Here is a 17,376-nt window from a genome sequence, read left to right on the forward strand (position 1 = left end):
ATTGAGAATTAGGGTTAGGAATTATGTACATATTAAAAAAAAATGAACATATAATAAATAGGTTGTAGAGGGGAAATTGTATTAAGTTGAATTAGGGGTGAGCTAAGAATGAGACAGTGGAAAAATATATTAATACCATATGAACAAGCAATAGGGGAGCTAAAAGTTAAGTTCAAGGCCATTCGTGCTGAGTATAGAAAACGAAATGAATATTCACCTATAGAGTTTGTGACAGGAAGGGTAAAGAGAGTTTCTAGTATTATAGAGAAGGCTAAAAAATATGGGATAGATGAAAAGAATATAGAAGAAGAGATTGAAGATATAGCTGGAATAAGGATAATGTGCCAATTTGTAGATGATATCTATAAGGTTTTGGAACTTATAAAAGAAAGAGATGGTAAAGATTTAACTATTGTATATGAAAAGGATTATATTAATAATCAAAAGGATAGTGGATATAGAAGTTATCATGTGATTATTAGATATCCAGTTCAAACGGCCTATGGAGAAAAAAACATATTAGCAGAAATACAAATACGTACTTTAGCAATGAATTTTTGGGCTACAATAGAGCATTCTGTAAACTATAAGTACAAAAATCATATTCCAGAAAAGATCAAACTTAGATTGAAAAAATCTGCTGAGGCAGCCCATAGATTAGATGAAGAAATGCTAACAATTAGGGATGAAGTAATAAATGCACAAAAATTATTTGAATTAAAATCTAACACCGTATCTAGTATAGTAAGTAATATTCAACTACTTAAAAACTTAGGAAGACATGATAAGGCTGAATATTTCCAAGGAAAATTTGATGATTATTGGTTAGATACTAATTTAGTAAATTTAAATAAGTTAAATGAAGATATTAAAAATGCAATAGAATCATAAAAATAAGGGTCAATTTGACCCTTATTTCTTTTTCTTCTTTTTAGTTTTTTTCTTTTTTACTGAATAACCAAAATGACCGATAGATTCTTTTAAAGAATAATATTGACCATGGGAATAGGTTATGGGCTTAGCCTTATCTAAGTGGAATTTGCCCTTTTCGTCCATGTAGTAATCATCCACATTAACGGCAACAACTTCTCCAATGAACATGTGATGGGATCCAAGTTCTACAATTTCCTTTAATTTACATTCAATATTAACGGGACTCTCATCTATTAAAGGAGCAGATACTTGGGTTGCCTTTTTAGGAGTTAGTTTCATTTCTTTGAATTTATTAACGTCACGTCCAGATTTTACACCACAATAATCTGTGGCATAGGTTAGTTGTTCTGTTGTTAAGTTTATTACGAATTCACCCGTTTCTTTTATAATGTCATAAGAGTGTCTTTCTGGTCTTATGGATATATAAGCCATAGGTGGATTAGTACATATGGTTCCTGTCCAAGCAATAGTAATTATATTATAATTTTCTTCATTATTTCCACAACTGACCATGACTGCTGGAACAGGATATACCATATTACCTGGTTTCCAAGTAGTTTTAGACAATTATATCACTCCTAAAGTACAGTCATAACTTCTTCAATATCTTTTCTAGGTGGGAATTTCACTTCACCCTCAGGTACTCCTAGGGGAGTCATAGCCATTAGGGAGAATCCTTCTTTACCTAGGTTTATGTAATTTTCTATTTTTCTTATGGCATAGTTTGGACTAGTCATCCAGCAAGTACCATATCCCATGTCAGTAGCTGCAAGCATTAGGTTTTGAATGGCAGCACCAATATTTTGAACAGCTGGATTTGGTTTTGTTAAAGCATCTATTTCTTCTTGTGGTGCATTTATATCTTGTAGTATATTAAGTCCTGTTGGTTCATATGGTCCTCCATATACTAAAATAAGAACAGGAGCCTTTCTAAATAATGTTGAGAATCTTAAAAATTTAGTAAAGGATGCCTTTGCCTTTTCATCTGTCATTTCCTCAGCTATTTCACCATTTCTTTCTTCTACTAATTTTGCAATATGATCTATTTTTTCCTTATCATTTACTACAACAAAATGCCAGTTTTGAACGTTCTTTCCAGATGGAGCACTAGTAGCACATTTGATTATTTCTTTAATATCCTCCATAGGAACTTCTTTTTCAGTGTATTTTCTAACACTATGACGTTCAAATAACAAACTTCTTTTATTCATAACATATTACCTCCATTTATTTAGTTTTCCAATCACATTATATATTATGGAAAAAATTAATTCAAACCTATTTTTAATTGTAAAATAAAAACTTATATGTAATATTTATGATAGGTTGTTATAATTTTTAGGATATAATATAATGTATAAGTTAGAATTGAAAAAATAGTAAGTAGGTGAGTTAATGTCTTTATATGCTATAGGAGATTTACATTTAAGCTTTAGCACTGAGAAACCAATGGATATATTTGGTGAGAATTGGATAGATCATCATATAAAAATAGAAGAAAATTGGAAAAGTAAAATAACTAATGAAGATACAGTATTAATTCCAGGAGACATATCTTGGGCCATGAGTTTAGAAGATGCAAAGGTAGATTTAGAGTGGATAGATAAACTACCTGGTAAAAAAATATTACTTAGGGGAAATCATGACTATTGGTGGACATCCTTAAAGAAGATGAATAGTTTATTTGAAAATATGGTATTTTTACAAAATAATCATGTGGAATATGAGGATTATGCCATATGTGGCACTAGGGGATGGATTTGTCCTAATGATAACAAATTTACAGACCATGACCAAAAAGTTTATGATAGGGAATTACATAGATTAAAATTGTCATTAGATTCAACTAAAAAGGATAAGATTCTAGTTATGACCCATTATCCTCCAACTAACGATAAATTACAAGAATCAGCTTTTACTAAAATATATGAAGAATATAATGTGGAGAAAGTAATATATGGTCATCTTCATGGGAAGCATTCCTATAATACGGGATTTAAAGGGTGTCGCAATAATGTGGAATATTTATTAACATCTTGTGATTACTTAGATTTTAATCCAGTCAAAATATTATGATGAAAATTAATAATGTTACATAGACAGCTCATAAATCTTAGGGCTGTTTTTTTATGCTATAGGAAATTATAAATTTTGAAAAACTGTGGATAAGTAAAAAATAAGGGGGGTGTGGGGGAAGAATTCCCCTGCCTTTTCAAAGGAGGGGGCTCAGTAACGTTAGTTGCGTCGAAGGGAACCATAGGGTTCCATAGCGAATCGTACGAAGTACGATTTTTTATATTAATATAAAATTTTTCTATTGGATTATTATATAAATTTAAATTCTCTATTGGATTATTATGTTAATTTAAATTATAATCAGTAATAGTCCAAAAAAAATTGCATTAATTTCCAGTTAGGAATAAAAAAAGATTTATGAAAATCTTGAAGACAAAATATTTTTACACAAAGTATAGTCCATTGTAAATTAATATAGCAATGATTAAAGTATAAACACTAAAGGAGGATAAAATCATGAAAAAGAAACTTTTAGCAGGATTACTAATGGTGACTCTTTCCCTATCTGTAGTAGGTTGTGGAGCTAAGGAGTCACAAGAGACTACAGGAGGAGAAAACCAAAAGGTTGAAAGTCAACAGCAACAGAGTGAAGAAAAGGTGTATCAGTACTATACAGCTGATCAGGTTAAAGAGGCAATTGAAAAGGGTGATGACATAATACTTGTGGATATACAGGTAGAAGAAGAGTGGAATAAACATCACATAAAGGGAGCCATATCTACAAAGGCTTATCCTGTTAAAACTGATGAAGAAAGGGGTAAGGTTCAGGCTGTAATACCTAAGCTTGAAGGAGATAATCCAATAATAGTAGTTTGTCCTGGAGGTAAAGGTGGAGCTCAAAGAACTATAAACTACCTTAGTGAAAGTGGCATAAAGGATGAAAGACTTTTTATACTTGAGAACGGTCAAGGCGGATGGCCTTATGATGAACTTTTAGAAAAATAAATATTATAGTTAGTTAAAATTATTATAATAAAAATTAATAGATTATAGAAAAGGCAGTTACAAATTTTGTAGCTGTCTTTTTCTATAGATTTTGTATTTATGAATCAGCTTTATGTGTGCCTATTTCAGGAAAATATATTGAAAATCTTTTCCACCCAAGTCCTTGTCACAAGCGAAAGTGTGAATCTTCGTAGATAGGGTCATGAGTCATGTTAAAGTAGAATAAGATGTTGTGACGTTCCAGGGTTCCAAAGATTTTCAATATATTTTCCCTTATAGGCAAGTTACTGTATAAAGAAAGCTTAGTGTTACGAAATCTATATAGAAAACAAAAGTTAGTTATAAAATAAACAATGTGCAATGTGATATATAGAAATGATTATATACATGATAGATCAAACAAGAAGAGTTGGAAAAATTGATAAAAAAATATCAAAAAAAATGTAGAAATGTGTTGCGAATGATTATCATATATAGTATCATGTATACAAGAAGAAGATTATGTATACAATATACCTTTCCGAAAGGATAAAAGGAGGATATGGTATGAAACCATATAAAGGATTTATAACAGGAAAATGGCAAAAAGAAATTAATGTGAGAGATTTTATTCAAAGAAATTATAAGGCATACGAGGGGGATGAATCTTTCCTAGTAGGTACAAGTGATAGAACTAATAAACTATTTGATAAAGTTAAGACTTTATTTAAAGAAGAGACTAAGAAAAAGGGAACATTAGATATAGATACTAAAACCGTATCAACAATCGTATCCCATGGTCCTGGATATATAGATAAGGATTTAGAAGTTATTGTGGGTATTCAAACGGACGCACCCCTTAAAAGGGCTATTATGCCCTTTGGTGGAATTAGAATGATGGCTAATGCTTGTAAGGAATATGGATATGAATTAGATCCTACAATTGAAGAAACCTTTACTAAATATAGAAAAACTCATAACCAAGGAGTATTTGAAGCTTATACACCAGAAATCAAATTAGCTAGGAAAACTGGAGTTATAACAGGCCTTCCTGATGCATATGGAAGAGGACGTATCATAGGAGACTACAGAAGGGTAGCATTATATGGTGTAGATAGATTGATTGAAGAGAAAAAGGAGCAATTAGCTTCCCTTGAACTGGACTTCATGTTAGAAGATACAATAAGATTAAGGGAAGAGATTTCAGAACAAATAGCTTCCTTAAAAGAATTAATAGAAATGGGTAAATCTTATGGATTTAATATTTCTAGACCGGCTATAGATTCTAAGGAAGCTATTCAGTGGACATATCTTGCATACCTGGGAGCTATTAAAGAACAAAATGGTGCTGCCATGAGTATTGGTAGAGTAGCCACTTTCCTAGATATTTACATGGAAAGGGATTTAGATAACGGAATTTACAATGAAGATGAGTTACAAGAAATGATGGATCATTTTGTAATGAAGTTAAGAATGGTAAGATTCTTAAGGCCAGAATCATATAACCAATTATTCAGTGGAGATCCTAACTGGGTAACAGAAGTTATAGGTGGTATGGGTGTGGATGGAAGAACATTAGTAACTAAAAACTCCTTTAGAATATTAAATACACTATATAATCTAGGACCAGCTCCTGAGCCAAACTTAACAGTTTTATGGTCTAAGGATATGCCAGAGGGATTCAAGAAGTTCTGTTCTAGGGTTTCTATTGATACTTCATCTATTCAATATGAAAATGATGACTTAATGAGATCATACTGGGGAGATGACTACGGCATTGCATGCTGTGTATCTGCCATGAGAATAGGAAAGCAAATGCAATTCTTTGGAGCTCGTGCTAACTTAGCTAAAGCATTACTTTACGCTATTAATGGTGGAGTTGATGAAAAGTTAAATATTCAAGTTGCTCCTAAGTTTGAGAAAATCCAATCTGAATACTTAAACTATGATGAGGTAATGGAAAAGTTTGATAAATTAATGGAGTGGTTAGCTAAGACCTATGTAAATGCCCTTAATGTTATCCACTATATGCATGACAAGTATTCCTATGAAAAGCTTGAGATGGCTCTACATGATAGGGATATATTAAGAACTATGGCTTGCGGAGTTGCTGGATTATCAGTAGTGGCTGACTCCTTATCTGCAATTAAGTATGCTAAAGTTAAGACTATTAGAAATGAAGAAGGATTAGCTCTAGATTTTGAAATTGAAGGAGAATATCCGGCCTTTGGTAACGATGATGATAGGGCAGATGATATAGCTAGAGATTTAGTTAAGATATTCATGGATAAGATTAGAAAGCGTAAGACTTATAGAAATGCAACTCCAACTATGAGTATATTAACTATCACATCAAATGTGGTATATGGAAAGAAGACTGGTAACACTCCAGATGGAAGAAAAGCAGGAGAGCCATTTGCACCAGGGGCTAACCCAATGCATAAAAGGGATAAAAAGGGTGCCATTGCATCTATGAATTCTGTGGCAAAATTACCATACGAACACAGTGAAGATGGTATATCATATACATTCTCAATCGTTCCAGGAGCCCTTGGAAAGTCTGAAGATGAGAGAATTAACAATTTAAAGGGTCTCCTTGATGGATACTTTATTCAAGATGGACACCATATTAATATTAACGTATTTGACAAAGAAACATTATTAGATGCTATGGAACACCCAGAAGAATACCCTCAATTAACAGTGAGAGTTTCAGGATATGCAGTAAACTTTATTAAATTAACTAGGGAACAACAATTAGATGTAATTAACCGTACATTCCATAGGCAAATATAGGAGTGATTAAAATGAGTAAATCTGCTTATGTACATTCTATAGAGACTTGTGGAACAGTAGATGGACCAGGAATTAGATATATATTATTTTTAAAGGGATGCCCACTAAGATGCAAATACTGCCATAATCCAGATACATGGGTAAATGGGGACTCAGAAGAAAAATCTGTGGATGAGATTATGAAAGAAGTGAGAAGGTATAAAAGCTATTTCAATGCTTCTGGTGGTGGTATAACCATATCTGGTGGGGAACCTACCCTACAAGCTGAATTTGTGGAAGAACTATTTAAAGAATGTAGAAAAGAAGGAATCCATACTTGTTTAGATACATCGGGCTATTGTGAGATAGAACAAGTTAAGGGCCTTTTAGAAAATACAGATTTAGTCTTATTAGATATTAAGCAGATAGACAATATTAAGCATAGGGAACTTACTGGAGTAGAAAATACAAAGACCCTAGAATTTGCAAAATACCTAGAAGAACAAAATATCCCCGTGTGGATAAGATACGTGTTAGTTCCTAAGCATACGGATTATACAAAGGATATTGAAGATTTAGGAGCATATTTGGAAACATTAAGTAATGTTAAGAGGGTAGAAGTACTTCCATACCATGAGATGGGTATATCAAAATGGGAAAGTATGAATATGGACTATCCATTAATAGGGATAGATCCACCAAGTAAAGAATCTGTAGAAAGAACAAAAGATATATTAAAAAAATACAACCTAGAGGTCTATTAGACTTCTAGGTTTTTTAATTATTAAGAAATGAAAAAAACGTTTGCATAATATGGAAACGTTTTTTTATGCATATTAATGCATAAAAATTCAGAAAACTATTGAAAAAAGGGCGAAATACATGTATAATTATTTAAAAAATATAATAAATATACAATACGCCTATAGAGGAGGAGTTATATGAACTTAAAGGGAAGACATTTAATTAGTCTTAAGGATTATACAAAGGAAGAAATTTTATATTTAATAGATTTAGCTAATAAGGTTAAGAATGAAAAAAAATCTGGCCATATAAAGAAGAAACTAAAGGGAAAAAATATTGCTCTCATATTTGAAAAACCATCTACTAGAACTAGATGTGCCTTCACAGTTGCATGTGTAGATGAAGGCGCCCATGGTGAGTATTTAGGTAAAAACGACATTCAATTGGGACATAAGGAAAGTATAGAGGATACGGCTAGAGTTTTAGGTAGATACTTTGACGGAATACAGTTTAGAGGATTTAAGCAGGAGACGGTGGAAAAATTAGCCAAATATAGTGGAGTTCCCGTATGGAATGGACTTACGGATTTATTTCACCCAACTCAAGTTTTAGCAGACCTTTTAACTATTAAAGAACATGTGGGAACCTTAGAAGAGATCAATATGGTTTATATGGGTGATGGAAGAAATAATATGGCTAACAGTCTCATGATAGGGGCAGCTAAGGTAGGTATTAATTTTACCATAATAGGCCCTAAGGAATTGTGGCCAGAAGAAGAACTATTAGAAGAGTGTAAGAAAATGGCAAAATCAAAAATAGAAGTTACAGAAAATATTGAAAATTATGCAAAAGGTGCCCAGGTCATATATACGGATGTATGGTGTTCCATGGGAGAAGAGCATAAATCTAAAGAGAGAATTGAATTATTAAAGGATTACCAAGTGACAGAGAAGATTATGGATATGAATAAATCCTATGACACCATATTCATGCATTGTCTGCCAGCTGTTAGGGGAAATGAAGTAGCTAAGGAAGTTATAGATGGACATAAATCTGTAGTATTTGATCAAGCAGAAAATAGAATGCATACCATAAAGGCCGTCATGGTGGCAACCCTAGTTAAAAAGGAGGAAGCTGTATGATAAAGGTGGGAATCATAGGTGCTACAGGGTATGTAGGTCAAGAGCTCATAAGGATTTTAAATAATCACAGGGAGGCTAAAATAGAGTTTATAACTTCTAGTTCCTATGAAGGAGAAGAATATAACTCAATTTATTTAAATTACAATAATATATTTAGCCATGTGTGTGAAGAAGAAAATATTAATGAGCTAATAAAAAGGGTAGATCTTTTGTTTATGGCCCTACCCCATGGTATGACCCATAGAAAAATAGATGAAGAAATCCTAAAAAAGGTAAAGGTAATTGACTTAGGAGCAGATTTTAGATTTCATAATATAGATACCTATGAAGAACATTATAAAGTGAACCATGAAAATAAAAAATTGAATAAAAAGGCCGTATATGGATTATGTGAAGTATATAAGGATGAGATAAAAAAATCTTCTTTAATAGGAAATCCAGGGTGCTATACTACCTGTTCCATACTTAGTTTAGCACCCTTAGTAAAAAATAAATTAATAGATCTTAATAATATTATAATAGATGCTAAATCGGGCATATCAGGTATGGGAAGAAATCTTAACCTAAAGGCCCACTACACCCAATCTAATGAATCCATAGAAGCATATAGTATGTTTAATCATAGACATACACCAGAAATTGAAGAAAAATTATCAGAAATAGGTGAAAGTAAGGTAAATGTAATCTTTACTCCCCATCTAATTCCCATGAATAGGGGAATATTAACTACTTCCTATTGTAAATTAACTGAGCATGTGGACTATGACCACATAAAGAAATTGTATTTAGATTACTATGAGGATTCACCCTTTATAAGGATTTTAACTGAAAATATAAGTCCATCTACTAAGTGGGTTAAGGGGTCTAATTATGTGGACATGAATTTTTTTGTGAAGGATGATAGATTAATAGTCATATCAGCCCTAGATAACTTAGTAAAGGGAGCAGCAGGTCAGGCCGTTCAAAATATGAACTTAATATTTAATATGGATGAAACTACAGGATTAAAAATGGTACCCATATTTACAGCTTAAGAAGGAGGAGAAAATATGAAAATAATCAAGGGAGGAGTTGTAGCACCAAAGGGATTTATGGCATCGGGATTTTACTCAGGAGTTAAGAGAAAGAGAAAGGATTTATCATTAATATATTGTGAAGGTGGAGCCACCACTGTGGGCATGTTTACCACTAATAAAGTAAAGGCTGCTCCTGTTTTAATAAATGAGGAGACTTTAAGTAAAAGCAATAATATAAAGGCCATTGTAATAAATAGTGGTGTGGCAAATGCCTGTACTGGGAAAAAGGGATATGAAGATGCCATGAAAATTACCCATATAACAGGGGAAAGTTTAAATATAAAAAGTAGTGAAGTTTTAGTTGCATCTACGGGAGTTATAGGTGAGTTTTTACCTATGGATAAGATTAAACTTGGTATAAAAAAATTGAGTAAAGAACTAGGTAATGACTTAGAACATGGAAAATGGGCGGCAGAGGGAATAATGACTACAGATACATTTATAAAGGAAATGGCAGTTGAAATAAACATAGGTGGAGTACCTATAAAAATAGGAGCCATGGCAAAGGGCTCTGGAATGATACATCCTAATATGGCCACCATGCTTAGTTTTGTAACTACAGATATTAACATGGATAAGGATTTATTAAATAAGGCATTAAAAGAAAGTGTGGAGGATTCTTATAATATGATTTCTGTAGATGGAGACACATCTACAAATGATATGGTCCTTTTAATGGCCAGTGGACAGGGGAAAAATAATTTTATAAATAGTGAAGATGAGGATTATAAGAAATTTAAAGATGCCCTTCACATTATAAACACTACCTTAGCCAAAAAGATAGCAAAGGATGGAGAAGGGGCTACTAAATTAATAGAGGTACAGGTTAAAGGTGCATTAAGTAAGGATGATGGGAAAAAAATATGTAAATCCATATTAATGTCTAGTCTAGTGAAGACAGCCATATATGGAGAAGATCCTAATTGGGGAAGAATAATAGCAGCAGCTGGATATTCAAAGGGAAATTTTGATCCTAATAAAGTAGATCTATTTTTAGGAAATGGTGAAGAGGAAATATACCTTATGAAGGATGGAACCCCTTGTATATTCCATGAAGAAATGGCTAAAAAGATTATGGAATCGGATTTGATAATAATAAGTATAGACCTTAAGGAAGGGAATAATAATGTGAAAGGTTGGGGATGTGATTTTAGTCATGACTATGTGAACATAAATGCATCCTATAGAAGTTAATTATGAGTATAGACCATAAGAATATAGTAGTAATTAAATATGGAGGAAGTACCCTTTCAAAAGATGATTCCATAAAAAATATAAGCGAAGACATATGTTATTTAAAAAGTAAGGGAATGTATCCTGTAATTGTCCATGGAGGTGGCCCATATATAAATGAAGAGATGAAAAAAAGTGGAAAGGAAAGTTTATTTATAAAAGGATTAAGGGTTACAGACAAGGACACGGTTGACATAGTAAAAAAAGTTTTAATAGGTAAAGTAAATAAGGATATTGTTTCAGAGATAAATAAATTTAAAGGAAATGCCATAGGTATCAGTGGCATTGATGGGGATTTAATAGAAGTAAGTAAAAAGCATATGGATAATGTGGATTTAGGATTTGTAGGTAAAATAGAAAAAATAAATAAGGGTATATTAGAAATTTTGATTAAATCAGGTTATATACCAGTGATAGCTCCCCTTGGAGTAGATGAAAAAAAGGATCCATATAATGTGAATGCAGATTACGGGGCCACCCATATAGCATCAGCCCTAGGTGCCCATACATTAATATTTTTAACAGATGTGGCAGGCATATTAAGGGATAGTAATGATGAGTCTACCTTAATAGAAAAGATAGAGATCAATGAAGTGGATGATTATATAGATAAGGGGATTATAAGGGGAGGGATGATACCTAAGATTAAGTGTTGTGCAGAAGGTATAAAACATAATGTGAAAAGGGTCTATATAACTAATGGGAAAAAGAAAAACTCCGTAAGGGACTTGTTTTTTAACGAAAAAGTCAAGAGAACTGTAGTAGTTTAAAAAGTACAAAGGGAGGCATAAGAGTGGAGAAAAATTGGATTCACCAAGGTAAGAATCTATTTATGAATGTATATAAGCAAAAGGATTTAGTCATAGATCATGGACATGGGGTCTACCTATGGGATATGAATGGAAATAAGTATCTAGATTTTGTATCGGGAGTGGCAGTTAATTCATTAGGATATAAGGACAAAGAATGGATGGATAGTATAGTAGAACAATTAAATAAGATACACCATTGTTCCAATATCTATTGGAATAAACCATCCATTGAACTAGCTAAAGCCCTTGTGAGTAAAAGTGAATTTGAGAAAGTATTTTTTGTAAATAGTGGCACAGAGGCGGTGGAGGCTGCCATTAAACTTAGTAGAAAATATGGACTTAAAGATGGTAAAAATGAAATTATAGCCATGAAAAATTCTTTCCATGGAAGAACATTAGGAGCCTTAAGTGTTACAGGCCAGGGGAAATATCAAAATTCCTTTAAGCCCCTCATACCTAATATAAAATTTGGAGAGTTTAATGATTTTGAAAGTGTAAAAAAATTAGTAAATAAGAATACCTGTGCCATAATAGTTGAACCAATTCAAGGAGAAGGTGGTATCCATGTGGCCACAAAGGAGTTTTTACAAGATTTAAGAGAACTATGTACTAAGGAAGATATAGTTTTAATATATGATGAGGTTCAATGTGGAATAGGTAGAACAGGATATTTGTTTGCCTATGAATATTTTAATATATGTCCAGATATAATCTGTATGGCAAAGGGCCTAGGAGGAGGATTTCCCATAGGGGCCATTATGGCTAAGGAAAAAATAGCTAGTGCCTTTACTCCAGGAGATCATGGATGTACCTTTGGAGGAAATCCACTTGCTACAAGTGCAGGAAAGGTAGTAATAGAGAAATTATCACGTGAAGATATGTTAAATATTATAAGAGAAAATTCTAAATTGCTATATGATGAATTAGAAAAACTAAAAAAAGATAATGATTTAATAAGCTCTATTAGGGGCCTTGGTTATATGTTAGGTGTGGAATTTAATATACCAGTAGGTGGAATTATAGATAATTGTAAGGATAAGGGATTATTGTTAGTGGGAGCTGGAGAGAAGGTCATAAGAATAGTTCCACCTCTCATTATAGAGAAGGAACATATTTATGAGGGAATAGGAATATTAAAAGATGTGTTAGGAGGGATGAAGGATGACGGCTAGTATTTTACTAGAAGATGGAACTATTTTAGAAGGTATTTCCTTTGGAAGTAAAAAGACTATTGTAGGTGAGATAGTTTTTAATACGGGAATGACTGGATATGAAGAGATTCTTACGGACCCATCCTATGGAGGTCAAGTAGTAGTCATGACCTATCCATTAATAGGGAATTATGGCATAAACCTAGAGGATAAGGAATCAGAAAAAATCCAACCTAAGGCCCTAGTTGTTAAGGAATATATTAATCATCCAAGCAATTATAGAAGTATAAAGAATTTATATGAGTATTTAGAAGAAAACAATATTATTGGAGTTAGTAATGTGGATACTAGAATGCTCACTAAAAAAATAAGAGAAAAGGGTGTTATGAAGTGTTTAATAACTACAGAAACTATTAGCTCCTTTATGAAGGAACAACTAGATAATTACACTTTTCCCAAGGATATAGTATGTAAGGTTTCTATTAAGGATAAGAAAATAATTGAGAATAAAAATAATAAGATAAATGTTGGTATTATGGATTTTGGAGTTAAAAAATCTATCGTAGATGAGCTTGTGGGAAATGGATGTAATGTGACTATATATCCTCACAATACGAAGGCCAATGAAATTTTAAAGGATCATTTAGATGGATTGTTTTTATCTAATGGTCCTGGAGATCCTAAAGACTTAGATTATGTAATAGATAATATAAAAAATCTCATAGGGAAAATCCCCCTATATGGGATATGCCTAGGTCATCAACTATTAGCTTTGGCCCTAGGGGCAGATACTTATAAACTAAAGTATGGCCACAGGGGAAGTAACCATCCTGTTATGAACTTACTTAATAATAAGGTTATTATAACTAGTCAAAACCATGGTTATGCCGTGGATGAGGATAGTTTAACTAGTGAGATGGAGATTACTTATAAGAATTTGAATGATCATACTATAGAAGGATTTATGGTTAAGGATAAATATATAAAATCAGTTCAGTTTCATCCAGAGGCAGGGCCAGGTCCTGTAGATGGAAATGTGATAATTAAAGAATGGATAGATGAAATTAAGAATCTTGTGTAGAGTTATATTTAAACTAGAGGTTTGTGAACCTACCACGTTGATATAGTTTATTGGGTTTAAAAGTCGGTAGTATGTCTACACATAAAAATAACAAAAGGGGTGATGTATTATGCCTAAGAAGGAAGAACTAAAAAAGGTTGTTGTAATAGGTTCAGGGCCTATAGTTATAGGGCAAGGGGCTGAGTTTGATTATGCGGGGACTCAGGCTTGTAAGGCCCTGAAGGAAGAAAATATTCACGTTGTATTAATAAATAGTAATCCAGCCACCATTATGACTGATGAGAATGTGGCTGATAAAGTGTATATAGAACCACTTACTGTGGATGTAATAGAGGAAATAATAAAAAAAGAAAAGCCCCAGGGTTTAATTCCTACTTTAGGTGGGCAAACGGCCCTTAACTTAGCGGTAGAGTTAGTGGAGCAAGATATATTAAATAAATATAATGTGAAGTTACTTGGAACTTCACTAGAGAGTATAAAAAAGGCAGAAGATAGGGAGTTATTTAAAAAGCTTATGAAGGATATAGATGAGCCCATATGTCCGAGTAAAATAATAAGTTCCATAGATGACGCTATAGACTTTGTAGAGAAAATTGGATTTCCCATAATAGTAAGACCTGCCTATACACTAGGAGGAACGGGTGGTGGAATAGCCCATAACATGGATGAATTAAAGGATACTATAAAAAAGGGAATACTTCATAGTAAAATAGGTCAGGTTCTACTTGAAAAAAGTGTTTATGGATGGAAAGAAATAGAGTATGAAGTAATGAGAGATAGTAATGATACGGCCATTGTAGTTTGTAATATGGAAAATATGGATCCTGTAGGAATACACACGGGAGATAGTATAGTAGTAGCCCCATCCCAGACCTTATCTGATAAGGAATATCACATGCTCAGAAAGTCGTCCATAAAGATTATTAAGTCCCTAAAAATTGAGGGAGGATGCAATGTTCAATTTGCCCTAGATCCTAAATCTTCTGATTATGTGGTAATAGAAGTAAATCCGAGGGTAAGTAGATCATCCGCCTTAGCATCAAAGGCAACGGCCTATCCAATAGCTAAAATTGCAGCTAAAATAGCCATAGGATATGATTTACATGAAATACCTAATTATGTTACTAAAACTACTAAGGCAGCCTTTGAACCTAGTCTTGATTATGTGGTCACTAAAATGCCTAAATGGCCCTTTGATAAATTTTCCTATGCCGATAGAAGACTAGGAACTCAAATGAAGGCCACAGGTGAGGTTATGGCCATAGATAGAAATTTTGAAAGTAGCCTACTTAAGGCAGTTGCATCATTAGAAGGAGAGGACACAGCCCTTCGTAGAAAGAAATTTGAAATTATGGATGAAACAGAATTAATAAAAGAACTAGAAAATCCAACGGATGAGAGAATATTTGCCTTAGGAGAAGCCTTAAGAAGAAACATGAGTATAGAATCTATAAATCATATTACAAAGATTGATAAATGGTTTTTATATAAAATAGATAATATTATTCAGATTGAAAATAAATTAAAGGCATCAGGATTAGAATTACATCTATTAAAAAAGGCCCAGGAGATGGGATTTACGGATAAGGAGATCATGAACCTTACTGGGGAGAAGGCATATACTATAGACATATTAAGACGAGCCCATGATATTTATCCTGTATATAAAATGGTAGATACTTGTTCTGCTGAATTTAAATCAGATACACCATACTATTATTCAACCTATGATAAGGAAGATGATAACATAATAACAGAAAAGGAAAAGATCATAGTAGTAGGTTCTGGGGCCATAAGAATTGGTCAGGGAATAGAATTTGATTATTGTTCAGTACATTCTGTAAAGGCCATAAAGGATTGTGCATATGAAGCCATAATGATAAATAACAACCCAGAGACTGTTAGTACAGATTTTGATGTGGCTGATAAATTATACTTTGAGCCCCTATTTATTGAAGACGTTTTAAACGTTATAAAAAAGGAGAAACCAAAGGGAGTAATACTTCAATTTGGAGGGCAGACTTCCATAAATCTAGCCAATGGGCTTATGAAAAGGGGAGTAAATATATTAGGAACTTCTGTAGAGTCCATAAATGTGGCAGAGGACAGACATTATTTTGGACAATTATTAGAAAAATTACAAATTCCTCAACCAAAGGGTTCTGCCCTTAGTAATATAGAAGAAGCTAAAGGGGTTGCTAAAGAAATAGGATATCCATTAATCATAAGACCATCCTTCGTAATTGGGGGCCGCTGTATGGATATTATAAGAAATGAAGAACAATTATGTGAATATATGAAGGAAGCAAGTGAGGTAAGTAAGGACTACAAAATATTAATCGACCAATATATAGAAGGTAAGGAAGTGGAAATAGATGCCATTTGTGACGGAAAGGATATTTTAATTCCAGGAATAATGGAACATATAGAGCCTACAGGAGTTCATTCAGGAGATAGTATAAGTGTATATCCTGCCATGAATATTTCCTCAAAGGTAAAGGATACCATAGTTGAATATTCAAAGAAAATTGGAAAGGCCCTAGGAGTAGTAGGTCTTATGAATATTCAATTTGTAATTAAAGATGAGTTAGTATATATAATAGAAGTAAATCCAAGGGCTTCAAGAACAGTACCTATTTTAAGTAAGGTTACTAATGTACCTATGATAGATTTAGCCATTAAAATCATATTAGGTAAAAGCCTTAAGAAATTATCCTATGGAATTGGACTACTCCCAGATAGAGATATGTATGCTGTAAAGATGCCCGTATTCTCTTTCCAAAAGTTAGACAATGTGGATGTGGCCCTAACTCCTGAAATGAAATCAACAGGAGAAGTATTAGGTGTAGATAAGACCTATGAAAAGGCCTTAATAAAAGCATTTAAAGGAGCCTTATATGATTTTCCTAAATATGGGAAAATATTAGTTTCTCTAAATAAAAGAAGCAGAGAAGAAGCCTATTATCCACTACTAAATTTTGCAAAGTTAGGATTTAAAATATTCTGTACAGAAGGAACCTATGAGTATTATAAGGAAAAGGGTCTAAAGGTAAATAAAATGAATGCTAATACTCCTGAAGAAATTAAAAAATTAATGGATAAGGGAGAAATAAATATTGTCCTGAATACTCCTAATAAGGGAAAGGATAAAAGTAAAAGGGGTTTCATCATAAGAAGTATGGCACATCAATACAAGATACCTACATTTACTAATGTATATACCTTTAAGAGTTATTTAGATGCTTTAAAGGAATATTATAAGGATGATGAATTAGAATACAATACTATAGATTATTATAGATAAGGGAACTTTTTAAGTTCCCTTTTTCAGTGTAAAGAAAACAGATTAAATAGTTAAGATAGAATCAAAGGAATGAATAATGTAGATAATAATTTTAAATAACATTGCTATAATTCAGTAAGTGAATT

At 32.6% G+C, this 17,376-nt stretch carries 14 protein-coding genes; 12 read left to right on the forward strand and 2 right to left on the reverse strand.

The genetic code is table 11. The features are described 5' to 3' along the window. The first annotated feature begins 108 nt into the window (after positions 1-108). A complete protein-coding gene (locus tag N4A57_RS17240; protein WP_293659318.1) occupies positions 109-891 on the forward strand; it encodes a GTP pyrophosphokinase in 783 nt (260 codons plus the stop codon). Positions 892-912: 21 nt separating this feature from the next. Here the strand turns inward: N4A57_RS17240 and N4A57_RS17245 are convergent, their stop codons facing one another. Together N4A57_RS17245 and N4A57_RS17250 are read right to left on the reverse strand one after the other, a co-directional pair. After that, a complete protein-coding gene (locus tag N4A57_RS17245; protein ID WP_293659319.1) occupies positions 913-1,500 on the reverse strand; it encodes a flavin reductase family protein in 588 nt (195 codons plus the stop codon). Positions 1,501-1,511: 11 nt separating this feature from the next. Continuing rightward, on the reverse strand, positions 1,512-2,144 hold the full coding sequence (locus tag N4A57_RS17250; protein ID WP_293659320.1) for a nitroreductase family protein: 633 nt from the start codon (positions 2,142-2,144) through the stop codon (positions 1,512-1,514). A gap of 184 nt (positions 2,145-2,328) precedes the next feature. Between N4A57_RS17250 and N4A57_RS17255 the strand changes: the two genes are divergently transcribed. The 11 genes from N4A57_RS17255 to carB all read left to right on the forward strand — a co-directional run bounded on the left by N4A57_RS17255 (position 2,329) and on the right by carB (position 17,251). Continuing rightward, positions 2,329-3,009: a metallophosphoesterase gene (locus N4A57_RS17255; RefSeq protein ID WP_293659321.1), complete on the forward strand. Its 681-nt coding sequence runs from the start codon at positions 2,329-2,331 to the stop codon at positions 3,007-3,009. Positions 3,010-3,465: 456 nt separating this feature from the next. Beyond that, positions 3,466-3,954, forward strand: a complete 489-nt coding sequence (locus N4A57_RS17260) for a rhodanese-like domain-containing protein (RefSeq protein WP_293659322.1) — start codon at positions 3,466-3,468, stop codon at positions 3,952-3,954. 546 nt (positions 3,955-4,500) lie between these two features. Beyond that, positions 4,501-6,729 carry a formate C-acetyltransferase gene (pflB, locus tag N4A57_RS17265; protein WP_293659323.1) on the forward strand — a complete coding sequence of 743 codons (2,229 nt, stop codon included), beginning with the start codon at positions 4,501-4,503 and terminating at the stop codon, positions 6,727-6,729. Between the two features lie 11 nt (positions 6,730-6,740). After that, on the forward strand, positions 6,741-7,472 hold the full coding sequence (gene pflA / locus N4A57_RS17270) for a pyruvate formate-lyase-activating protein (RefSeq protein WP_293659324.1): 732 nt from the start codon (positions 6,741-6,743) through the stop codon (positions 7,470-7,472). 177 nt (positions 7,473-7,649) lie between these two features. Continuing rightward, complete coding sequence (gene argF / locus N4A57_RS17275; protein WP_293659325.1) at positions 7,650-8,594, forward strand: ornithine carbamoyltransferase; 945 nt, start codon at positions 7,650-7,652, stop codon at positions 8,592-8,594. Then, complete coding sequence (gene argC / locus N4A57_RS17280; protein WP_293659326.1) at positions 8,591-9,628, forward strand: N-acetyl-gamma-glutamyl-phosphate reductase; 1,038 nt, start codon at positions 8,591-8,593, stop codon at positions 9,626-9,628. Before argF ends, argC begins: the two co-directional genes overlap by 4 nt. 15 nt (positions 9,629-9,643) lie before the next feature. After that, positions 9,644-10,864 (forward strand): bifunctional ornithine acetyltransferase/N-acetylglutamate synthase, encoded by a 1,221-nt coding sequence (gene argJ, locus N4A57_RS17285; protein ID WP_293659327.1) that lies wholly within the window; start codon positions 9,644-9,646, stop codon positions 10,862-10,864. Between the two features lie 2 nt (positions 10,865-10,866). Further along, on the forward strand, positions 10,867-11,673 hold the full coding sequence (gene argB / locus N4A57_RS17290) for an acetylglutamate kinase (protein WP_293659328.1): 807 nt from the start codon (positions 10,867-10,869) through the stop codon (positions 11,671-11,673). Between the two features lie 23 nt (positions 11,674-11,696). Continuing rightward, positions 11,697-12,887 carry an aspartate aminotransferase family protein gene (locus N4A57_RS17295; RefSeq protein ID WP_330671546.1) on the forward strand — a complete coding sequence of 397 codons (1,191 nt, stop codon included), beginning with the start codon at positions 11,697-11,699 and terminating at the stop codon, positions 12,885-12,887. After that, positions 12,877-13,947 (forward strand): glutamine-hydrolyzing carbamoyl-phosphate synthase small subunit, encoded by a 1,071-nt coding sequence (gene carA, locus N4A57_RS17300; RefSeq protein ID WP_293659329.1) that lies wholly within the window; start codon positions 12,877-12,879, stop codon positions 13,945-13,947. The genes N4A57_RS17295 and carA overlap by 11 nt, the downstream gene beginning before the upstream one ends. A 109-nt stretch (positions 13,948-14,056) precedes the next feature. Further along, positions 14,057-17,251: a carbamoyl-phosphate synthase (glutamine-hydrolyzing) large subunit gene (carB, locus tag N4A57_RS17305; RefSeq protein ID WP_293659330.1), complete on the forward strand. Its 3,195-nt coding sequence runs from the start codon at positions 14,057-14,059 to the stop codon at positions 17,249-17,251. Positions 17,252-17,376 lie beyond the last annotated feature (125 nt).

It is taken from the genome of Anaeromicrobium sp. (genome assembly GCF_025210435.1).
Classification (GTDB): Bacteria; Bacillota; Clostridia; order Peptostreptococcales; family Thermotaleaceae; genus Anaeromicrobium.

Bases quoted from the DNA above. Each gene is read 5' to 3' on its own strand.
- carB (WP_293659330.1), top strand. From the start codon at position 14,057: ATGCCTAAGAAGGAAGAACTAAAAAAGGTTGTTGTAATAGGTTCAGGG.
- pflA (WP_293659324.1), top strand. From the start codon at position 6,741: ATGAGTAAATCTGCTTATGTACATTCTATAGAGACTTGTGGAACAGTA.
- pflB (WP_293659323.1), top strand. From the start codon at position 4,501: ATGAAACCATATAAAGGATTTATAACAGGAAAATGGCAAAAAGAAATT.
- N4A57_RS17260 (WP_293659322.1), top strand. From the start codon at position 3,466: ATGAAAAAGAAACTTTTAGCAGGATTACTAATGGTGACTCTTTCCCTA.
- N4A57_RS17240 (WP_293659318.1), top strand. From the start codon at position 109: ATGAGACAGTGGAAAAATATATTAATACCATATGAACAAGCAATAGGG.
- carA (WP_293659329.1), top strand. From the start codon at position 12,877: ATGACGGCTAGTATTTTACTAGAAGATGGAACTATTTTAGAAGGTATT.
- N4A57_RS17250 (WP_293659320.1), bottom strand. From the start codon at position 2,144: ATGAATAAAAGAAGTTTGTTATTTGAACGTCATAGTGTTAGAAAATAC.
- argF (WP_293659325.1), top strand. From the start codon at position 7,650: ATGAACTTAAAGGGAAGACATTTAATTAGTCTTAAGGATTATACAAAG.
- argJ (WP_293659327.1), top strand. From the start codon at position 9,644: ATGAAAATAATCAAGGGAGGAGTTGTAGCACCAAAGGGATTTATGGCA.
- argC (WP_293659326.1), top strand. From the start codon at position 8,591: ATGATAAAGGTGGGAATCATAGGTGCTACAGGGTATGTAGGTCAAGAG.
- argB (WP_293659328.1), top strand. From the start codon at position 10,867: ATGAGTATAGACCATAAGAATATAGTAGTAATTAAATATGGAGGAAGT.
- N4A57_RS17255 (WP_293659321.1), top strand. From the start codon at position 2,329: ATGTCTTTATATGCTATAGGAGATTTACATTTAAGCTTTAGCACTGAG.